19 protein-coding genes are annotated in these 18,393 nt (G+C 66.2%); 11 read left to right on the top strand and 8 right to left on the bottom strand.

Annotated elements, in window-relative coordinates; genetic code table 11:
* Positions 1 to 29 precede the first annotated feature (29 nt).
* Genes Q8W71_RS26385 through Q8W71_RS26370 form a run of 4 tightly spaced genes read left to right on the top strand, consistent with a single transcriptional unit; the run spans position 30 to position 4,553 of the window.
* A complete protein-coding gene (locus Q8W71_RS26385) occupies positions 30 to 1,160 on the top strand; it encodes an ABC transporter substrate-binding protein (protein ID WP_305528386.1) in 1,131 nt (376 codons plus the stop codon).
* Between the two features lie 27 nt (positions 1,161 to 1,187).
* Positions 1,188 to 2,063 carry a branched-chain amino acid ABC transporter permease gene (locus tag Q8W71_RS26380; protein WP_305528385.1) on the top strand — a complete coding sequence of 292 codons (876 nt, stop codon included), beginning with the start codon at positions 1,188 to 1,190 and terminating at the stop codon, positions 2,061 to 2,063.
* 5 nt (positions 2,064 to 2,068) lie between these two features.
* On the top strand, positions 2,069 to 3,841 hold the full coding sequence (locus tag Q8W71_RS26375; protein ID WP_305528384.1) for a branched-chain amino acid ABC transporter ATP-binding protein/permease: 1,773 nt from the start codon (positions 2,069 to 2,071) through the stop codon (positions 3,839 to 3,841).
* Entirely contained in the window at positions 3,828 to 4,553 is a 726-nt protein-coding gene (locus Q8W71_RS26370; RefSeq protein WP_305528383.1) for an ABC transporter ATP-binding protein, read from the top strand. Before Q8W71_RS26375 ends, Q8W71_RS26370 begins: the two co-directional genes overlap by 14 nt.
* Positions 4,554 to 5,253: 700 nt before the next feature.
* On the opposite strand, the gene Q8W71_RS26365 is transcribed toward Q8W71_RS26370, so the two are convergent.
* Together Q8W71_RS26365 and Q8W71_RS26360 are read right to left on the bottom strand one after the other, a co-directional pair.
* On the bottom strand, positions 5,254 to 5,664 hold the full coding sequence (locus tag Q8W71_RS26365; protein WP_305528382.1) for an ester cyclase: 411 nt from the start codon (positions 5,662 to 5,664) through the stop codon (positions 5,254 to 5,256).
* Between the two features lie 103 nt (positions 5,665 to 5,767).
* Positions 5,768 to 6,841 carry a catalase family protein gene (locus tag Q8W71_RS26360; protein WP_305528381.1) on the bottom strand — a complete coding sequence of 358 codons (1,074 nt, stop codon included), beginning with the start codon at positions 6,839 to 6,841 and terminating at the stop codon, positions 5,768 to 5,770.
* 225 nt (positions 6,842 to 7,066) lie between these two features.
* Between Q8W71_RS26360 and Q8W71_RS26355 the strand changes: the two genes are divergently transcribed.
* The 3 genes from Q8W71_RS26355 to budC are packed head-to-tail and all read left to right on the top strand — an operon-like array spanning position 7,067 to position 9,580.
* Positions 7,067 to 8,149, top strand: a complete 1,083-nt coding sequence (locus Q8W71_RS26355) for a catalase family protein (RefSeq protein WP_305528380.1) — start codon at positions 7,067 to 7,069, stop codon at positions 8,147 to 8,149.
* Positions 8,150 to 8,187: 38 nt separating this feature from the next.
* Positions 8,188 to 8,757, top strand: a complete 570-nt coding sequence (locus Q8W71_RS26350) for a type 1 glutamine amidotransferase domain-containing protein (protein ID WP_305528379.1) — start codon at positions 8,188 to 8,190, stop codon at positions 8,755 to 8,757.
* A gap of 58 nt (positions 8,758 to 8,815) precedes the next feature.
* Positions 8,816 to 9,580 carry a meso-2,3-butanediol dehydrogenase gene (budC, locus tag Q8W71_RS26345; protein WP_305528378.1) on the top strand — a complete coding sequence of 255 codons (765 nt, stop codon included), beginning with the start codon at positions 8,816 to 8,818 and terminating at the stop codon, positions 9,578 to 9,580.
* A gap of 146 nt (positions 9,581 to 9,726) precedes the next feature.
* On the opposite strand, the gene dps is transcribed toward budC, so the two are convergent.
* Complete coding sequence (dps, locus tag Q8W71_RS26340) at positions 9,727 to 10,263, bottom strand: DNA starvation/stationary phase protection protein Dps (protein ID WP_100253897.1); 537 nt, start codon at positions 10,261 to 10,263, stop codon at positions 9,727 to 9,729.
* A gap of 293 nt (positions 10,264 to 10,556) precedes the next feature.
* Between dps and Q8W71_RS26335 the strand changes: the two genes are divergently transcribed.
* Positions 10,557 to 11,363, top strand: coding sequence for an SDR family NAD(P)-dependent oxidoreductase (locus Q8W71_RS26335; RefSeq protein WP_305528377.1), 807 nt, complete (start codon positions 10,557 to 10,559; stop codon positions 11,361 to 11,363).
* A 36-nt stretch (positions 11,364 to 11,399) separates the two neighbouring features.
* Here Q8W71_RS26335 and msrA read toward each other — a convergent pair whose 3' ends face one another.
* From msrA to Q8W71_RS26315, 4 genes are all read right to left on the bottom strand, one after another.
* On the bottom strand, positions 11,400 to 11,918 hold the full coding sequence (gene msrA / locus Q8W71_RS26330) for a peptide-methionine (S)-S-oxide reductase MsrA (protein ID WP_305528376.1): 519 nt from the start codon (positions 11,916 to 11,918) through the stop codon (positions 11,400 to 11,402).
* A gap of 505 nt (positions 11,919 to 12,423) precedes the next feature.
* The gene (locus Q8W71_RS26325; RefSeq protein WP_305528375.1) at positions 12,424 to 12,969 is read right to left on the bottom strand and encodes a DUF1007 family protein; all 546 of its coding nucleotides are present in this window, start codon (positions 12,967 to 12,969) and stop codon (positions 12,424 to 12,426) included.
* Between the two features lie 480 nt (positions 12,970 to 13,449).
* On the bottom strand, positions 13,450 to 14,316 hold the full coding sequence (locus tag Q8W71_RS26320) for a class II aldolase/adducin family protein (protein ID WP_305528374.1): 867 nt from the start codon (positions 14,314 to 14,316) through the stop codon (positions 13,450 to 13,452).
* 36 nt (positions 14,317 to 14,352) lie between these two features.
* On the bottom strand, positions 14,353 to 14,475 hold the full coding sequence (locus Q8W71_RS26315; protein WP_305528373.1) for a hypothetical protein: 123 nt from the start codon (positions 14,473 to 14,475) through the stop codon (positions 14,353 to 14,355).
* Positions 14,476 to 14,541: 66 nt separating this feature from the next.
* On the opposite strand from Q8W71_RS26315, the gene Q8W71_RS26310 reads away from it, so the two are divergent.
* On the top strand, positions 14,542 to 15,459 hold the full coding sequence (locus tag Q8W71_RS26310) for a LysR substrate-binding domain-containing protein (RefSeq protein ID WP_305528372.1): 918 nt from the start codon (positions 14,542 to 14,544) through the stop codon (positions 15,457 to 15,459).
* Between the two features lie 296 nt (positions 15,460 to 15,755).
* Here the strand turns inward: Q8W71_RS26310 and Q8W71_RS26305 are convergent, their stop codons facing one another.
* Entirely contained in the window at positions 15,756 to 16,391 is a 636-nt protein-coding gene (locus Q8W71_RS26305; RefSeq protein WP_305528371.1) for a glutathione S-transferase C-terminal domain-containing protein, read from the bottom strand.
* A 204-nt stretch (positions 16,392 to 16,595) separates the two neighbouring features.
* Here Q8W71_RS26305 and Q8W71_RS26300 point away from each other — a divergent pair, with 204 nt between their 5' ends.
* Both Q8W71_RS26300 and Q8W71_RS26295 read left to right on the top strand, forming a co-directional pair.
* The gene (locus Q8W71_RS26300) at positions 16,596 to 16,826 is read left to right on the top strand and encodes a DUF485 domain-containing protein (protein WP_305528370.1); all 231 of its coding nucleotides are present in this window, start codon (positions 16,596 to 16,598) and stop codon (positions 16,824 to 16,826) included.
* A partial coding sequence (locus Q8W71_RS26295) for a sodium:solute symporter family transporter (RefSeq protein ID WP_305528369.1) occupies positions 16,823 to 18,393 on the top strand: 1,571 nt, incomplete at its 3' end. The genes Q8W71_RS26300 and Q8W71_RS26295, both read left to right, overlap by 4 nt.

The following is an 18,393-nucleotide window of genomic DNA, read 5'->3' as shown; positions in this document are numbered from 1 at the left end:
CGAAGCGCCGGCCGACGAGGGAGGGCAGGATGCGTCGCTTGTTGGGCGGTTTGGCTGGGCTCGCGCTCGGCGCGGCGGCGGTGGCCGGATCCGCCCTCGCCGCGGACGTGATCAAGCTCGGTATGATCGCTCCGCTCACTGGAGGCGCAGCCGAGACCGGCCGCTACCAGATGAACGGGGCACGCCTCGCGGTCGAGCAGATCAACAAGGCCGGCGGCTTGCTGGGCCGTGCGGTCGAACTCGCGATCGAGGACGATCAGACCACCAACCCCGGAGCGGTCAACGCTTTCAACCGTTTGGCCAATGATTCGAGGGTCGTCGCCTTCCTGGCGCCGATCCGCAGCACTCAGGTCCACGCGATCGCCCCCGCCATCGCCCGTACCGCCAAGCCGGTCGCCTTCGGAGGCACCGACCCGAAACTGACCCGCCTCAAGAACCCGTGGCTGTTCCGCTTTCGCCCGAACGACGAGATCTCGGCCGGCGCCATCGTCGAGTTCGGAACCGACGTGCTCCAGCGAAAGCATTGGGCGATCGTCCACGCGACCGACGCCTTCGGCACCAGCAGCGCGAACCTGCTCGTCACGGCCCTAAGGGGGCGCGGCATCACGCCCACCACCGTGCAGGGCTTCACGACGGCGACGCAGGACTTCACGCCGATCGTGCTGGCGGTGAAGAACTCGGGTGCTGACATCATGGTAAGCTTCGCCACCGCCGACACAGACCAGGCGATCCTGGCGAAGCAACTCAAGCAATTCGGCGTCGAGTTGCCCTGGATCGGTTCGGCCTCGATCGTCTCAGCGACTGCGATGAAGCTTGCGGGCGCCGACCTCTACGGTACCTACGGGTTGAGCGACTACGCCGTCGAGGCCAGCCCCGAGGCCACCGCCTTCGCCGGTGCCTACAAGGCCGCCTACGGCGCCGTACCCGACTTCTTCGCGAGCTGGGCCTACGACGCGGTGACCGTGCTCGCCCAGGCGATCAAGGCCGCGAACAGCACCGACCCACAGGCGATGCGCAAGGCGCTGCTCGAGACTAGGGGCTTCAAGGGTGCGGAGGGCACCTACGACTTCGACGCCGACGGCGATGGGTTGCACAGCTACAACATCGTCCAGAATCGGGACGGCACCCCGACCTTCGTCAAGCGCGTCGAAGCGAAGTAGTCGCGTCCTGAACCCGGAGCTGCCACCATGAGCGCCCTGCCGCAACTCATCGTCGCCGGGATCGGGATGGGGAGCATCTACGCCCTCGTCGCCCTCGGTCTCGTGCTGATCTACCGCACGACCAACGTGGTGAACTTCGCCCAGGGCGACTTCCCGATGGTGGGCGCGTTCCTGCTGGTGATCTGCCTGTTCCACGCCGGCATGCCGTACTGGGCGGGGATCCTGGTCGCACTCGCCGGAATGGCGGTGTTCGGGGGGCTGTTCAATCTCGCGGTCTATTATCCCCTGCGCAATCGGTCTTATCTGCCGGTGCTGATCAGTACGCTCGGTGCCTCGATCTTCGTCCAGAATACGGTCTTGGCGGCCTACGGCCCGCAACCGGCGAACCTGCCGCCACTCCTGCCGCTGCGCGGCTTCCAGGTGGGGGGCGTGTTTCTCGACCCGCAGTACCTCGTCATCATTGTCGTGAGTGCGGCACTGGTACTGCTGCAGTACCTGTTCTTCGAGAAAACTTATCTTGGCAAGAAAATCCAGGCGACGGCACAGGACAAGGAGACCGCCAGCCTGATCGGTATCCCCGTCCGCTGGATGATCATGTTGACCTTCGTCTACTCCGCGGTTCTCGGCGGTGTCGCTGGGATCCTCGTCGGCCCGATCATGTACTTCTCGATCGGCATGGGCACCGCGATCGCGTTGAAGGCCTTCGCGGCGACGATCATCGGTGGCTTCGGCGACATCCGCGGTGCGATCCTGGGCGGCCTCGGCCTCGGAATCATCGAGAACCTGGGCGCAGCCTACATCTCGGTGCCCTACAAGGATGCCTTCGCCTTCCTGGTCCTGTTCGCCTTTCTGATGGTGCTCCCCCAGGGCATCTTCGGCGAGAAGATCGCCGAGAAGGCGTGACGGCGATGCGCACGATCCAGCCCCGCCCACGCCGCGCCATCCCCGTCGAGGTCCCGATCCTCGCCGCCGGCCTCGCGCTCGCCGGCCTCGCGCTGGCGCAGCCGCTGGGCGGCTACGCCACCGGCATCGCGATGCAGGCGGCGACCTGCGCCATCGCCGTGCTCGGCCTGACTATCGTGCTCGGCTACGCCGGCCAGATCACGCTCGCACAGGCGAGCTTTTTCGGGCTCGGTGCCTACGCGGTGGCGCTCGGCACCGCCGATCTCGGTCTGTCGTTCTGGACCGCCTTCCTCATGGCGGTGGCGGTCTCTGCCGCCGCCGGCGTCGCTCTTGGCCTTACCTCGGTCAGGCTCGGCGGCCACTATCTCGCGATGGTGACGATCACCTTTCAGCAGATCTTCACCCTCGTCCTGACCAACTGGGCCGAGGTCACCCACGGCCCCGACGGAGTCCCGGGCATCCCGCGGCCGGAACTGTTCGGCCACGCACTCTCTGACACGCGCCACTACCTCGCCTTCAGCCTCGTCTGCCTGACGCTGGCCGTCGCCTCCGTGTCGTGGCTGCGGCGCACCGCGCTCGGCCGCGCGATGGAGGCCCTACGCGACAACGAACTCGCTGCCTCCGTCAACGGCATCGACACGGTGCGGGTGAAGGTGATCGCTTTCGCGCTCTGCGCGACGCTTGGCGGCATCGGCGGCGCGCTGTTTGCAAGCGGCTTCGCCTACATCAGCCCCGACCAGTTCAGCCTCGCCGAATCCATTGTTTTTCTGACGATGGCTTTGCTGGGCGGCGTGAAGTCGGCGCTGGGCACGCTGGTCGGCGCTTCGCTCCTGATCGTGCTGCCGGAGGTCCTGCGCTTCCTCAAGGAGGTCTATCTCGCCGTCTACGGCGCGGCCGTCGTGCTGATCATGATCTTCATGCCCGACGGCATCTGGGGCTGGGTAGTGCTCTTCGGCGACCGGCTCGTGCGACGCGGCCCGCAGCCCCGTACCGCAGGACCGCTGCGTCTGCGCCGCGAGGCGGGCGACCCCGGTGACGTGGTGCTCGAGGTCCGGAACCTCGCCAAGACCTTCGGCGGCCTGAAGGCCCTCGACAGCGTCGACCTCGAAGTCCGCCGTAACACCATCCACGCGCTGATCGGTCCAAACGGCTCGGGCAAGACCACCTTCGTCAACGTGCTGAGCGGCCTCTACCGGCCGAGCGGCGGTCGGATCCGCTTCGGTGGGCGGGATGCTACGGCGCGGGCGCCGCACGTGCTCTCCGGTCGCGGCTTGGCGCGCACCTTCCAGAACATCCGGCTGTTCCGCTCGATGACGTGCCTTGACAACGTGATGGTCGGCGCCCAGCGACCCGGCAACGATCTCTCCGCAGAGGGGGGCGGCGTCGAGGCGCGGGCCCTGTCTGCGCTGGACTTCGTCGGCCTCCTCGACCGCGCCGACGCGCTCGTCGGCGATCTGCCCTACGGCCACCAGCGCAAGGTCGAGATAGCCCGCGCGCTCGCGGCCGACCCGGCGCTGCTCCTCCTCGACGAGCCGGCAGCCGGCCTCAACACTACGGAGAAGGGCCAGCTCGTCGAGCTGTTGCGCCGCCTCAAAGGCCTCGGGCTCACGATCCTGATCATCGAGCACGACATGCCGTTGGTCGAGGCGGTGGCCGACCAGATCACCGTCCTGAACTTCGGGCAGCGCATCTCGGACGGCACGCCAGCCGAAGTCTTGCGCGATCCCGCTGTCGTCACTGCCTATCTCGGGGAGGCGCACGTCCGTGCCGCTGCTTAAGCTCAGCCACCTCCGCGTTTCGCACGGGCGCGTCGAAGCCCTGTCCGATGTCTCGCTCGTCGTCGAGGCTGGCGAGATCGTGGCTCTGCTTGGTGCCAACGGCGCCGGGAAGACCACGACGTTGCGGACCATCTCGGGTCTGATGCGGCCGGATGCGGGCGATGTGGCCTTCGAGGGCCGCAGCCTCGTCGGCCTGAGCCCTGAGATGATCGTGCGCGCCGGCATCGCTCACGTCCCGGAGGGCCGGCGCATCTTTTCGGGCTTGACCGCCCGGGAGAACGTCCTGCTCGGCGCCGCGAATCGACCGAACCTGTCGCGCCACGCGCGCGAGGCGGAGGCCGATGAGGTGTCGGCGCTCTTTCCCGAGATCGCGTCCTTCAGGGATACGCTCGCCTGGAAACTTTCAGGCGGCCAGCTCCAGATGGTGGCTGTCGCCCGCGGCCTCATGGCGAAGCCTAAGCTCCTCATCCTCGACGAACCTTCGCTTGGCCTCGCGCCGCTGATCATCCAGCGCGTATTCGATATCATCGTCGAGATCCGCCGCCGCGGCACGACGGTGCTGCTCGTCGAGCAGAATGCGAACATGGCCCTTTCCATCGCGGATCGCGGTTACGTGCTTGAGACCGGTCGCATCGTCACGAGCGGTTGCGCCGCTGCCCTCGGCAAGAACGAAGCAATCAAGGCCGCCTATCTCGGCCAACGCGCCGCTTGAAAATTAACTTGGCGGGCGAATCTCTTGTTCGAGCTGGGGAGTGCTGGACCTGATCACCCCGTGGAGGTGGGTCGCCATAGGATTTGATGGATCGGGCTGCCTGACGACTGATTCGTGGCGAAGGTCATTGGCACGATGCAGATTAGGGCATAACTCAGCTCTGCACGGTCCCTCTCGTCCAAGTCGCAGATGACGGCTCAGCCGCCCTCACCATCTTCGCACAGACTCGGCACAATCCTCCTGCCACTCGCTACGCTTAACCGGCACAAAATTAAGAAGATCTTATACAAAAATTGCAGCATTCAAACCGATGTTATAGGGAATTTTCACTTAAATATAACATTCGATCGCCATCGATGCGCTGCCTGCTCGCATATGATGATCCGTGCCTGGATGTCTGATTCGGTGGGTCATCTACCCAAGACCAGTCGTGCCGTTTTCGGTCAGATGACGCCGTGCTGAATCGCCACCGGGCGCGAAACCGGCCGTTCGGCAGTGCGCCTATCTCGGCCATTCAGCCAACTCCGGTGCCTTCTCCGAAGCGGACACTGCAGCTCAGCCGACAAAGTCCAAGTAGCGCTGAGCCACCTCGAACGATGCCGCTCCCCGCGAGCCTTGGTGCTTGTGGCACCCAATCGTCGGCCTCACGTACAGCCTAATGGCAAGCGAGTTTGACATTATCATCGTAGGCGGCGGCGCATTAGGTCTCGACGGCGCCGATCTGCTTGAGCAGGGTCAGGTTGTCCATGAGCGCCCAGTGCTCGGCAAGCCGCCCGTCCGAGACCCGGAAGTAATCCATGACGGCGATGTCGACCGTGTTGCCCGTGGCCGCCTTGCCCTGGAAATCGCCGGTGTGGCGGCCGGTGAAGCGCAGCCGCGCCAGCACGCTGTCGCCCTCCGCGATGACCTCGGCGACGTGCATCTCGATGTCCGAGAAGGCCCCGTGCAGCACCTCGCCGAGCCTGGCGACGCCCGCCGGCCCCCGGACCTCGAAGTCGAGGCCGGGGTCGTGGCGGATGAAATCGGGGGCGATGAAGCGTTCCCACCACGCCGCGTCGCGGTCCCTGAATGCCATGAAGTAATGGCGGACCAAGTCCTTGTTCGCTTCCATCGAGTTCGTTCGACCTCCTGGCGCGGATCGACAATGGCATCCGGGAAGGTTGACGAAGAGCGACTTGCCCCAGGCGCCTTCCTGCATGCTCCTCAGGGCGAGCTCAACGCCCCGTGGGCTCGTGGATCGGGCAGCCGTTGAACCGCTGCCGGAATTCCGCGGAGTGCTTGTAGGGCGCGTTGCGAGCGCGGTTGATGTTGCCCAGCGGCCTGTGGGCTTCCAGCCCGGTCCAGACGCTGAACCGCATGCGTTCGTCGACGGCGTCGACACGCCCGGGCTCCCAACTGTCCTGTGGGTGGACCCGGATCGTCGCGACCTTACGGAAGGGTGCCTCGTCTTCCTTCCATTCCACCGTGGGATCCTCGACCGGCTGGCGTTCGAGGTCGCGGCAGAGCTGCACCTGGAACTCCCACACGCCCTCGACGCCACGCATCTCGGACCGCACCGTCTCGCGGATGGCGTTCGGGCGACCGGAAGCGTCAATCTCGTTGCCGGTCAGGTCGGTCAAGCCCGGCGAAACCGGTACGATGGAGAACTTGGCGATGTAGTCGCCGTACCGGAACGGCGTGACGCTGTAATAGGTCTCGCCGAGCGGGTCGACGTTCGGCGCGCCGCCGAGCGAGCCGATGGTCGGGCTCTCGACCCCGACCGCCTGCAGCGCCTTGTTGACCCCTCTCAGCACCGTCGAGGCGAAGACCTTCAGTCCCTCGGCCCGGTCCGTGGTGCCAGCGAGCAGCTTCAGGCTGCCCAGGAACATTCTCGCGTTCGGGGCCTGGAAGACGGGCCCGTTGACCATGATGAAGTTCTGGGTCGTGCCCTCGGCGTCCGGCAGGCGTTCGCCCGGCACGTCGAGGACCTTCAAGGCCAGGCCACGCGGCAGCGAGACGGCGTCCGGCAGGATGTCGCCCGCATTGGTGGACAGGCGCATGAAGACCTTGTGCTCGCCAGGCGTCGCGAACAGGCCCTGGGCGAGCTCGGGCGGAAGGCCCGCTTCCACAGTCAGGGTCCCTTCCAGGATGCCGTGAGCCTTGGCGTGCACCGAGCGCACCGCGTGCCCGGAGTCCTTCGCGACCCTCTCAAGGATCGTGTCGAAGGTCTCGTTCAGCCCGGCGATGGTCTCGCCCTCGTCAGGCATCACGTTCTCGACGTCGGGGCTGTAGCGGACAGGTGCGTGCAAGGTCGGGCCTCCTTCGTTCGGCTCCGGACAGAACCGGGCGGAACGGGCGACGTTCCGGATTGCGGGCCACTCAATCGCCCGTGAACGATATCGGGAATGTCGCGTTGCCGGGTTGCCAGCCGTGGGGGGCATCCTCGCGGACTTGCAGTCCCACGGCCTGAGGTCGGGCCAGGAACGTCATGCGTTCGGCTCTTCCCGCGGCCGGGCCGCAACGGAGAGACCGCCATGTCCAGCCTTCGCTACGCTCCCGACATCGAGCGGCCCGCGCCGGATGAACAGGAGACCATCGACGGCATCATCCAGGGGATGACCCAGCAGTCGCAAACGGTCGAGAAGCGCGAGCACCACGCGGTCCGCGCGAGCCACGCCAAGAGTTCGGCTTGCGTCGTCGGGGAGCTGGTCGTTTCGGAGAACCTGCCCCCGGAACTCGCGCAAGGCCTGTTCGCCAAGCCTGGCACGCACCCCGTCGCCGTGCGCTTCGCGCAGGGGCCCGGCGAGACCCTGGGCGACCGGGTATCGACCCACCGGGGCATGTCGATCAAGGTGTTCGGCGTGCCCGGCGATAAGCTCCCCGGGCACGATGTCGACACCCAGGACTTCGTGCTCGCCACCGGCACGACCTTCCCGTCGGGCACGGCGGCGGGCTTCTTGAGGGACGGCACGGTGATCGGCAAGTCGACCGGCATGCTGGAGGGCGTGAAGAGCGCGGTCTCGGCCGGCGCCCGCACCCTCAACAAGGTGCTCCACGCCTTCGGCACCGAGAGCGCCATGGCGGACTTCTTCGGCCATCCCTACAGCCATCCGCTCGCCGACAGCTACTTCAGCCAGGCCCCGATGCGCTTCGGCGACTACGTCGCCAAGCTCGGGGCGGTGCCCGCGACGCAGGCCCAGCGGGACCTCGCCGAATGGCGCCTCGACCCGCACGTGGACGAGGATGGCTTCCGGCATGCCACGGTCGCGTTCTTCCGGGACGACGACGTGGTGTTCGAGCTCAAGGCGCAGCTCTGGGCGGATGCCGAGCGCCAGCCCATCGAGGATGCCTCGGTCGACTGGCCGGTCGCGATCAGCCCGTACCGCACGGTGGCGACGCTCCGCCTACCCCGGCAGGACGCCTATTCCCCCGAGCGGGTCCGCTACTTCGACGAGGTGATGACCTTCCGCCCCGCGCACAGCCTCGCGGCGCACCGGCCGCTCGGTTCGATCATGCGGGCGCGGCTCCAGGTCTACCGGGCGCTGAGCGACTTCCGCCACCGGGAGAACGGCGTGACCGCCGAGAACACCGCCTCGCCCGAGAGCATCCCGGCCTGAGCCCATCCCTTCCCACATCACGCAGAGAGGAATGACCCATGACCCTTCAGGGCAAGACCATCGCTATCCTGATCGCCCCCCGGGGGACGGAGGAGCCTGAGTTCACGAAGCCCCGCGAGGCGCTGCTCGCGGCCGGCGCGACCGTCACGGTGATCGGGCTTGAGGCGGGCGAGGCCGAGACGGTTAACAACGACCTCGACCCCGCCGGCAGGTACCTGGTCGACAAGGCCATCGACGACGTGTCGGCTTCCGACTTTGACGGTCTCGTCATCCCCGGCGGCAGCGTGGGGGCCGACAAGCTCCGGGGCAGCGAGGCCGTGGTCAAGTTCGTGCGGGACTTCTTCCAACAGGCCAAGCCGGTCGGCGTCATCTGCCACGGGCCCTGGACGCTGGTGGAAGCCGACGTCGTGAAGGGGCGCAAGCTGACCTCGTTCCCGACGGTGAAGACCGACATCCGCAACGCGGGCGGGGAATGGGTCGATGAGGAGGTGGTGGTCGACAAGGGCCTTGTCACCAGCCGCAACCCGAAGGACCTGCCGGCCTTTTGCGCCAAGATCGTCGAGGAGTTCGCCGAGGGCCGCCATCCGGACCAGGCTCGCAGCGCCTGAGGCCGCCCTTCATCACGGCGTCGGGCGGGTTGCCCGGCGTCCAAATTCAGGAATCGCGATGTCACGTTTCTCGAACAAGGTCGTCCTGGTCACGGGTGCCGCGTCCGGCATCGGCGAGGCCGCCGCACGCCGCTTCGGCGAGGAGGGGGCGAACCTCGTCCTCGCCGACATGAACGGCGAGGGCCTCGACCGGGTCGCCGCCGGGATCGGGGCGGACAGGACGCTCGCCCAGGTCGCCGACCTCTCGAACGCCGACCGGTGCCGGGAAGTCGTCGCGGCCGCAATCGAGCGCTTCGGCCGCCTCGACATCCTCGTCAACAATGCCGGAAAGGACCACCTCGGTCGTGTCGACGAAGGCGAGATCGGGGACTTCTCGACGATCATCGAGACCGACCTGTACGGCGTCTTCTACATGACGCGGTTTGCCGTGCCGCACCTGCGCGAGAGCCGCGGATGCATCGTCAACGTCTCGTCCGTGTCGGGGCTCGGCGGCGACTGGAACCACAGCTTCTACTGCGCCGCCAAGGGTGCGGTGACGAACTTCACCCGCGCGGTTGCGATGGACGAGGCGGCCCACGGCGTCCGGGTGAACGCGGTCAACCCGACGCTGGTCTACACGCCGTTCACCGCCGGCATGCAGGACCAGCCCGAGCTCGTGGCCAAGTTCAACGAACGCATCCCGATGGGTCGCGGCGCACAGCCAGACGACATCAGCGGGGTCATCGCCTTCCTGGCGAGCGAGGACGCACGCTTCGTCACCGGGGTGAACCTGCCGGTGGACGGCGGCGCCTCGGCCTCGAACGGGCAGCCGAAGCTCAGCTAGGGGAGATCCGCCGCCGGTCGGCAGCGCGCCCTATCGCCGTCGGTGTGCCTGATTTCGGCCGAGCAGCCTCGGCCGACATGACGATGGAGCTTCCTCGCTCCTGACCGCCCCTCCGTTGGATCGGAAACGGAGGGGTGGGGCGTTCCTCAGTTGCGAGCGTCGCCGTCGCGCATCTGGCCCGTCGGCTCCTGGACGTGGGCTTCGAGGAACCAAAGCTGCTTGTCGACGGCGCGGGAGACCTCGGTGAACAGGTCGGCCGTACCGGGGTCGCCCGCCTCGTCCGTCTCGTCGATGTTCTCGCGCACGGCGTTGGCGTAGGCGGCGTAGCTGTCGATCAGCGCGGCGATATGGTCGGCGATGGCGTAGATGCCCGTCGGGTAGGCGGGCAGCTTGGACGACCCCGCCACGACCTGCGCCGTCCCCAGGGCCGTGCCGCCGAGCTGCACCGCCCGCTCGGCCACCTTGTCGTTGAGGTCGCTGATCTCGGCGCGGAAACCGTCCAGCATCAGGTGGATGCCGATGAACTGCGGGCCCTTGAGGTTCCAGTGGGCCTGCTTGATCGCGAGCGCGAGGTCGATGCCGTCGGCCAACCGTGCGTTCAGGGCCTCGATGGACACCCTCTTGGCGTTTGAATTGGTGTCGTTGCGGGTCTGGTGGGTACGCGGGGTGCTGCTCGTGGCCATGCTTTGCTCCGTTATGCCGAGGCGGCAATTGTGGAGGGCTGGGGAGGTTCCCTTCGTCGGAGGGGGAGACGCTCGGTTCTGAGACCCCGGCCGTCCAGGCTCACGCCGGTCGCTCGTGCCGCCGCCGGGGCGGGTGAAGGTGGCGGCCTATACGAAGCTCGCAAATGACGAGCTTGCATCACCGGGGGCCGATGACGGGCGAGCAAGGAACTCCCGTCGCGAGGCGGACTTCTCAACCGCCGCTCTCGTCGTGACCCGAGGCGGTCCCCTCGAACGATGGCGGAGCGGTACAGATGGATCTCGGCATCAGCGGACGGGTGGCCGTCGTCACAGGGGCCAAGTCGGGCATGGGTCGCTCGACCGCCGAGCATCTTCTGCGCGAGGGCGTCCACGTCGTCCTAACCGATAAGGAAGGCCCCGAGTTGCAGGCCACCGCCGCGGAGCTGTCGTCCCTGGGCCAGGTCCGTGCCGTGGAGGCGGACCTGAGCACGGCCAAGGGCATCGAGGTGCTCGCCGCCTTCGCCAACATGGCTTTCGACGACAAGCCCACCATCCTGGTCTCCGCCGCAGGCATCACCGGCGCGTCCGGCGACTTCCTCGAACTCACGGACGAGGACTGGATCGAGGCGATCCAGACCAACCTCATGGCCGGCGTGCGCGCGACCAGGGCCTTCATCCCGCACATGCGCAAGGCGGGTTGGGGCCGGGTCGTGCTGTTCTCCTCGGAGGACGCGGTGCAGCCCTACATCGAGGAACTGCCATACGCGGCCGCGAAAGCCGGCGTCCTGAACCTCGCGAAGGGACTGTCGAAGGCCTACGGCCCGGACGGCGTGCTCGTGAACGCGGTCGGCCCGGCCTTCATCGCCACGCCGATGACCGACGCTCAGATGGAGAAGAAATCGAAGGAGAAGGGCATCTCCTTCGACGAGGCGATCAAGCTGACGCTCGACGAGGAGCGTCCCGGCATCGTCGCCAAGCGCCGTGGCAAGGTGGAGGAAGTCGCGGCGGCCGTGACGTTCCTCTGCTCCGAACGCGCCAGCTTCATCACCGGCGAGTACCTGCTGGTCGACGGTGGTTCCGTGATGACCATGGGAACCTGAGACGCCGGCCATTCCGGCGTCCCGGCCCGGGCGGGCTTACGCGTCCTGCGTCGCGTGAGCGCGCGAGGGCAGCACCCAGTTCGGCCTGATGAAGTGGCAGGTGTACCCATTGGGGATACGCTCCAGGTAATCCTGATGCTCCGGCTCGGCCTCCCAGAACGGCCCGGCCGGGGCTACCTCCGTCATGACCCTGCCCGGCCAGAGACCGGAGGTGTCGACATCGGCGATGGTCTCTTCCGCCACGCGGCGTTGGTCGTCATCGGCGTAGAAGATGGCGGAGCGGTAGCTCAGGCCCCGGTCGTTGCCCTGCCGGTTCGGCGTCGTCGGGTCGTGGATCTGGAAGAAGAACTCCAGCATGCGCCTGAAACTCGTCCGGGCCGGGTCGTAGACGATCTCGATGGCCTCCGCATGGGTTCCGTGGTTTCGGTAGGTCGCGTTCGGCACGTCGCCGCCGGTGTAGCCGACGCGGGTCGAGACCACGCCCTCCTGGCGCCGGATCAGGTCCTGCATGCCCCAGAAGCACCCACCGGCCAGCACGGCCCTTTCGGTTCTCATCGCAACTCCTCGATAGTCGTTTCACTCGTATCCTAAATATGGGGTCGCGAAGGGCGCCGCGCCCAGTGGCCTGGCGCCACGCCTGCACGAGCGAGGCGATGCCGGAAGCACAACCCTCCTTTGGCAGCGCCCGGCTGATCACGCTGCCTCCGGTCAACCCAGCTTTCTCTCGTGTGTCGGGGGGCCTTCACGAAGAGGTCAGTGTGTCTACCTTCCTGCCGCTCCCGGTAGCGTCTAGACTACGACGCTGGCGGGGGGCTCGCCGAATAGGGTGTTTGGCGAGACGAGACATGACCCTGCACGCCAGGCTCGGCACGCTTGGCGGGCGGACCGGCTCACTTCGGATGGCGGACCTTTTCCGCCGCCACGATTGGGCATCCACCCGTTTGGGCGGGCGCGAAGCGTGGCCGGCGGTCCTGCGCACCACGGTCGACCTGATGCTCGCATCGCTGCACCCCATGTGCGTCATGTGGGGACCGAGCCGCATATTCCTCTACAACGACGGCTACGCGGACATCCTGGGGGCGCAGCTCGGGGGCGCGTCTATCAGGCGGACGGCGTCCGGACCGTCGGCGAGGTTGAAGGCCACGAAGAAGCTGGGGTCGTCGGTCTCCAACACCATCACCTTGACCGCCACCGGTGCCTTCAGCGGCAGCAGGAAGCTCAGGGTCAGGCGACCGTCCGCGTAGGTCTGGTTCGGTTCGACAGGCGGTGCAAAGACCGCCTTGGCACCGTTCACCTTCAGCGCGGTGAACCAATTCCACTCCGCGAGGGAGGCGAGGTTGATGCGCGCCAGCTCGGCCAGCCTGTCAGCGTCCGGCTTGTGGTCGCGGTGGGAGTCGAGCCCGAGGACGGCGAAGGCGGAGTATTCCGGGTCGAAGGTCCAGGTCTGTCGGATGGCGGAGAGCTTGTGGTCGTGGTCGAACACGATCTTGCTGCGCGCCGCGACCCACACGTGAGGGTGGGCGTCCGCGGCGGAGGCGAGGCCGCAGAGTACGGTGGCGAGCAGCGCGGCTCGGGTTAGGCCGGAGGGGCGAACGGCTGTTGGCATGATGGCGGTACACGCTCGCGGCACGAGGAGCGGTACAACGAGGGGAGGACACGCTCGTCCTCACCGGGCAGGTTGCTCGATCAAGGGACCCCCTTAAGAGCTCAGGCGCGCGATACCGAGGCACGCATCTCACTACATGGCTGCAGCCGAGGTCGAGATGATTGGATTCGAAGGGGCGGTTCAAAACAGCCAACAGCTTGATGTCCGGTTCCTAGTCCCAGTTCCTTCAAAGCGGCCATTTCGCTTACGGCCAGATCAAGTCATCGCGGTACGTCTCCAGCGTTCGACCGCCATGTGACGCACACGCTGGTCGGCTCGATGCGATCACGTTGACCTCCAATGCAAGGATCGATGTCATTGGGGTCGAACCATATCAACACAACGACCGACCCCTACCACATCTGCGATCGGGGACTATCCCGCCGACAGTCATGCCGAAGCGTCGTTTGCCGAACCGACCGTTCGCTTCGGTAGCACTCCCTATGCAAACATATCGGGCTGGGTCGCGGCGATGTGGCTGTACAACGTCTGGAAGTGCAGCCAGCCGATATAGTCGCTGCCGACGTGCTCGCGGCTGTAGCGGGCTGTCTTCTCGGACACCGTCTGCGGCTTGATCCCAGTGGCCTCGACAAGGAGCTGCTGCTGGCAGGCCCGCTCGAGCGCGATGAACCAGAACGCCGCGTCGTCGATGCTGTGGTGCGAGCAGGTCAGCAGACCGTGATTCTGGTGCAGCACGCCGCGGTTGCGCCCGATCTGCTGGGCGACCGAGAGGCCACTGTTCTTCTCGACTGCGACCGCGCCCGCGGAGGCGCCGATCACCGCGTGGCTCTTGTAGAATGCCGCCGCGTCCTGCGAGATCATGTCGAGCTCGCGGCCTGTGGTGCACCAAGCGGTGCCGTAGGTGGTGTGAGCATGGCACATCGCCATCACCTCCGGGAACTCCTCGTGCACGGCACCGTGCAGGACGAAACCGGCCCGGTTGATCGCGTACTTGCCCTCGACCACCCGGCCATCGTGGTCGGCGAGGATCAGGTTCGACATGCGCACCTGCGAGAAGTGCACGCACATCGGGTTGGTCCAGTACAGCTCCGGGTGCTCGGGATCCCGAACCGTCAGGTGCCCGGCGAAGCCGTAGTCGAAGCCGTGCATCGCGAAGGCCCGGCAGGCGGCCACGAGGTGCTGCTTGCGATACTCGCGTTCCTCAGCGTGGTTCTTGAAGGTCGGGATCTCGGGGAAGATCAGACCGGCCTGCTCGGGCTGGTAGATCGAGGTGCGCTTGCGGCCGGCCGAGTCATTGGGCAGGTCGATGGCGACGTCGCTGTGGCCGTGATGATCGTCATCGAGCATGGTTCATCTTCTCTCGGTTTGAAGAGTCAGAAAGGGTCATCGGTCGACGAGGCGCTCGGGCATCGTCGGCGCGAGGTGGCTGCCGATCGCGAGCCGCGCGGCCAGGAAGTAGCCGCCCAATCCCGTCGGCCTTGTCGCGTTGATGATCCACCCTTGCATCGCGCGGGGTCCGTTTGACAAACGACGAGATTTCACGGATCGGTGAATGGCATTCACGGATCGCGCATGCGCCGGATCCCAAGCTTCCCCTCCCTTCGCGCCTTCGAGGCCGCCGCCCGCCTTGGTAGCTTCGCGCGGGCGAGCGAGGAGCTGCACCTGACCCCGTCGGCCGTCAGCCATCAGGTCCGCGCCCTGGAGCAACATTTCGGGCGCGCCCTGTTCCGGCGCGCGAACCGGCAGGCAACCCTGACTGCGGATGGCGAGCGGCTACTCTCGGGGCTGTCAGGCGCCTTCGACGCGATCGAGGCGGCGTGCGCCGAGCTGAAGCCGTCGCCCGCCCCATCGCTTGCCGTGCACTGCACCCCTAGCTTCGCCGCCAAGTGGCTCAGCCCGCGCCTGCCGAGCTTCGTCGATGCCAATCCCGGCATCGGCATCCGCGTCTCGTCCGGCGCCGAGCCGCTCGATCTGGGTCGGCACGCCGAGATCGACGTGCTGATCGCCTACGGCCGGCCGCCGGGCGGGTCCGGGTTGCGTGTGGAGTCCCTCGGGCCCGAGGAGATCGCGGCTCTGTGCACGCCGGAACTTGCGCGGAGTGCGACGGCGATCGAGGCGGGTGCGATCAAGCGCCTTACGTGGTTGGACTCGTCCTTCAGCCCGGTGCGCTGGGCGGACTGGTTCACGCTGAACGGATTGCCCGCGCCGACGACGCAGGCGGGGCCAGCCTTCGATCGCGGCTCGCTGATCATCTCCGCCGCCGTCCAGGGGCTCGGCGTGGCCTTAGAGAGCCTGCGGTTCGCGCGCGACGAGTTGGCCGCCGGGCAACTCGTCCGCTTTGGCGACGGCAGCCTCAGGAGCATCTACAGGGACCTGCACTTCCTCTGCTATCGCGAGCGGGACATGGGATCGGTCAAGATCCGCAGGTTCCATGCCTGGATCCTCGATCAGGAGCATCATTCCGCCATCGAATCAAGTGATCAAAACTAATTCGATTCATCACGGCAATTAAAATTTAGAATTTTATTATATCTTAGTGCTGATTTGTCAGGCACAAAAATAAATATTTGTCGCGGGATGCATCTTTCCGCAAAACAATGCTATAGATTAATAATTAATGATCTATCTTTGCCGCACACGACAAAGATAGATCATGAAGAGAAGCCTCAACTACGGCGCTCCTGCGGCATATACAATCCGTCGAGCGTTCCAGCATGGTCAAGTCAACACAATTGTTTAGACAACGTCGCCCAATATCCTCAGCGGATCTCCCGTCGGTCGAAAGATCAAACCACCGGATCGCTGATGACCTGCGCATACGGCACCGTGGCCTGGAAAGAGGGCCTCGACTCGAGCCGATCCTGCAGAGCGGCGAGGTTCGGATGGTCCTCGCGCCACGTGTTCTCCGGCATGCGCACGTTGAGCCAGCCGATGCAGCTGCCAACCGCGATGTCGGCGAGCGTCAGACGGTCCCCGACGCAGTACTCGTGGTCGCCGAGCATTCGGGAGATCTCGCGCAGGCCGCCCGCCGCTTTGCGGAGCTGACGCGCGGTCCATTCCCGGCTCTGCGCGGTCTCGGCCCGCGCGCGTTCCCAGAAGACCAGCACGCAGGCGTCGCAGATGCCGTCGGCCAAGATCTCGAAGCGTTTGGTGAGAAGGACAGCATCCGGATCCTTCGGCATCAGCGCAGGCGTCGGGTGCTTAAACTCCACCCACTCGTTGATGAAACGGGACTCGTAGACGCTCTCGCCGTCGTCGCAGATCAGCACCGGCAGCTTCTCAAGCGGATTGTACTTCGGCGTCTCGGTGTCGCGGTTCCACGGCACTTCCGTAATCAGCTCGAATGGGATGCACTTCTCAGCGAGCTGGATTCGCACCTTGCGGGCGTAGGGGCTCGGGGTCGCGCTGATCAGACGGTACATGAGCACCTCACGAGGCGAGCGGGATACTCGGGCTTACGGGCCTACGAGAGGGCTGGCAACGCGCGGCGCACTCATCGGCTGACGAATCTTGTATCGCATTGACCGAAGTGTCGGCATCGGTTGCTGTCGATCTCTTCGGGATCCGGATGGACTGGGCGCACACCGGCGGCTAGGCTCCCAAGAATCAAGTTGGGAGCGCGTGCCGTGCGGGTGAACCCCTACCAAGCGGGCGTGGTTTTGCTCACCTTTCTCGGGTTCCTGTTCTTTCTTTTCATGGGGCTTGCCGCATTCGCGCCGGGCCTACTGGCGAGCCCGGTTATCGCGGGCGGCACGGTAAGCCTGTGGTTCCTCTATGCGATCGGTCTGATCTGGACCTCCGTCCTATGCACGGGCCTGCACGTGCTGATTGCGAACGCGGCGGAGGACAAGCGATGACCCGCCTCCTGGCGACCTTCGTGTGGCTCCTCAGCGGCGGCGGTGGTGCGGCTTTGGCCCAGACGCCCGTCGCCCCACCCGCGGCCGGGTTCAACGTCACGGCAATCACCTTTTTCGTCTTCTTCGTCGCGCTCACGCTCGCCATAACCTACTGGGCGGCGGGCCGAACGCGCTCGGCCGCCGACTACTACGCCGCGAGTGGCCAGATCTCGAGTACGCAGAACGGGTTCGCGCTCGCGGGCGACCTGATCTCGGCCGGGGCGTTCTTAGGCCTGTCCGGCCTCATTTTCGGTACTGGGTTCGACGGCCTCGTCTATGCGGTCGGCTACACGCTGGGCTATCCGCTGATCGTCTTCTTCTTCGCCGACCAACTGCGCCGGCTCGGCAAATATACCTTCTCAGATGTTATCGCGTTCCGGCTGGCGCCGCGTCCGGTGCGGACCCTGGCCGCGCTGTCCTCGCTCTCGATCGTGGCCTTCTACCTGATCGCGCAGCTCGTCGGCGCGGGTCAGCTGATTCAGCTCCTGTTCGGTCTGCCTTATCTATACGCGGTGCTCGGCGTTGGCGCCCTGATGATCTGCTACGTGATGTTCGGCGGCATGGTGGCAACGACCTGGGTGCAGATCATCAAGGCAATCCTGCTCCTGTGCGCGGCCACCTTCACGGCGCTGCTCGTGCTGGCCCATTTCGGCTTCAGCTACGAGCGCATCATCGCCCAGGCGGTCGAGGTCCACGCCAAGCATAGCGCCATCCTGCAACCATCGACCTTTGCCGCCTCACCCTGGTCGACGGTGTCGCTCGCGCTCGCGCTGTTCGTCGGGGCGGCGGGGCTGCCGCATCTCTTGATGCGGGTGTTCACCGTGCCGGACGCGCGTGCAGCCCGCACCTCGACCTTCTGGGGTTGCACGATCGTCGCCTACTTCTTCTCGCTGATCTTCGTCATCGGCTTCGGCGGGCTTGCGATCGTCGGCTCGACGCCCGCCTATCTCGGGGCCAACGGCGCCCCGATTGGCGGCGGCAACATGGTGGCGATCCACCTCTCGCACGCGCTCGGTGGCAACGTCCTGCTCGGGCTGAACTCCGCCATCGGCTTCGCCACCATCCTGGCCGTGGTGTCGGGGCTGACGCTCGCGGCCTCCTCGGCGGTCTCGCACGACCTCTACGCCAACGTGCTCAAGCGCGGCTCGGCGAGTGACGCCGACGAGGTCAGGGTTGCCAAGTACGCCACCCTCGGTGTCGGCATCGCGGCGGTGCTGCTCGGCATCGCCTTCGAGAAACAGAACATCGCCTACATGGTCGGGCTGGCCTTCTCGATCAGCGCAAGCTCGAACTTCCCGGTGCTGATCCTGGCCATGTACTGGAAGGACTTTACCACCCGCGGCGCCGTGGTCGGCGGCAGCGTCGGGCTCGTCAGCGCGCTGGTCTTGACTATCCTCGGGCCGCCGGTCTGGCTGAAGGTGCTGGGCTTCGCCCAGCCGATCTTCCCGCTCGACCCGCCGACCCTGATCACGCTGCCGCTGGCGCTCGCGACCTGCGTGATCGTGTCGATCCTCGACCGCTCGGCGCA

Origin of the sequence: Methylobacterium amylolyticum (assembly GCF_030700245.1) — a bacterium.
GTDB lineage: Bacteria > Pseudomonadota > Alphaproteobacteria > Rhizobiales > Beijerinckiaceae > Methylobacterium.
Note: the sequence above shows the minus strand (reverse complement) of the source record. Positions and strands in the feature narration are given on the sequence as shown.

Bases quoted from the DNA above. Each gene is read 5' to 3' on its own strand.
- Q8W71_RS26385 (WP_305528386.1), top strand. From the start codon at position 30: ATGCGTCGCTTGTTGGGCGGTTTGGCTGGGCTCGCGCTCGGCGCGGCG.
- Q8W71_RS26380 (WP_305528385.1), top strand. From the start codon at position 1,188: ATGAGCGCCCTGCCGCAACTCATCGTCGCCGGGATCGGGATGGGGAGC.
- Q8W71_RS26375 (WP_305528384.1), top strand. From the start codon at position 2,069: ATGCGCACGATCCAGCCCCGCCCACGCCGCGCCATCCCCGTCGAGGTC.
- Q8W71_RS26365 (WP_305528382.1), bottom strand. From the start codon at position 5,664: ATGGAAGCGAACAAGGACTTGGTCCGCCATTACTTCATGGCATTCAGG.
- Q8W71_RS26355 (WP_305528380.1), top strand. From the start codon at position 7,067: ATGTCCAGCCTTCGCTACGCTCCCGACATCGAGCGGCCCGCGCCGGAT.
- Q8W71_RS26350 (WP_305528379.1), top strand. From the start codon at position 8,188: ATGACCCTTCAGGGCAAGACCATCGCTATCCTGATCGCCCCCCGGGGG.
- budC (WP_305528378.1), top strand. From the start codon at position 8,816: ATGTCACGTTTCTCGAACAAGGTCGTCCTGGTCACGGGTGCCGCGTCC.
- dps (WP_100253897.1), bottom strand. From the start codon at position 10,263: ATGGCCACGAGCAGCACCCCGCGTACCCACCAGACCCGCAACGACACC.
- Q8W71_RS26335 (WP_305528377.1), top strand. From the start codon at position 10,557: ATGGATCTCGGCATCAGCGGACGGGTGGCCGTCGTCACAGGGGCCAAG.
- msrA (WP_305528376.1), bottom strand. From the start codon at position 11,918: ATGAGAACCGAAAGGGCCGTGCTGGCCGGTGGGTGCTTCTGGGGCATG.
- Q8W71_RS26325 (WP_305528375.1), bottom strand. From the start codon at position 12,969: ATGCCAACAGCCGTTCGCCCCTCCGGCCTAACCCGAGCCGCGCTGCTC.
- Q8W71_RS26320 (WP_305528374.1), bottom strand. From the start codon at position 14,316: ATGCTCGATGACGATCATCACGGCCACAGCGACGTCGCCATCGACCTG.
- Q8W71_RS26315 (WP_305528373.1), bottom strand. From the start codon at position 14,475: ATGCAAGGGTGGATCATCAACGCGACAAGGCCGACGGGATTGGGCGGC.
- Q8W71_RS26310 (WP_305528372.1), top strand. From the start codon at position 14,542: ATGCGCCGGATCCCAAGCTTCCCCTCCCTTCGCGCCTTCGAGGCCGCC.
- Q8W71_RS26305 (WP_305528371.1), bottom strand. From the start codon at position 16,391: ATGTACCGTCTGATCAGCGCGACCCCGAGCCCCTACGCCCGCAAGGTG.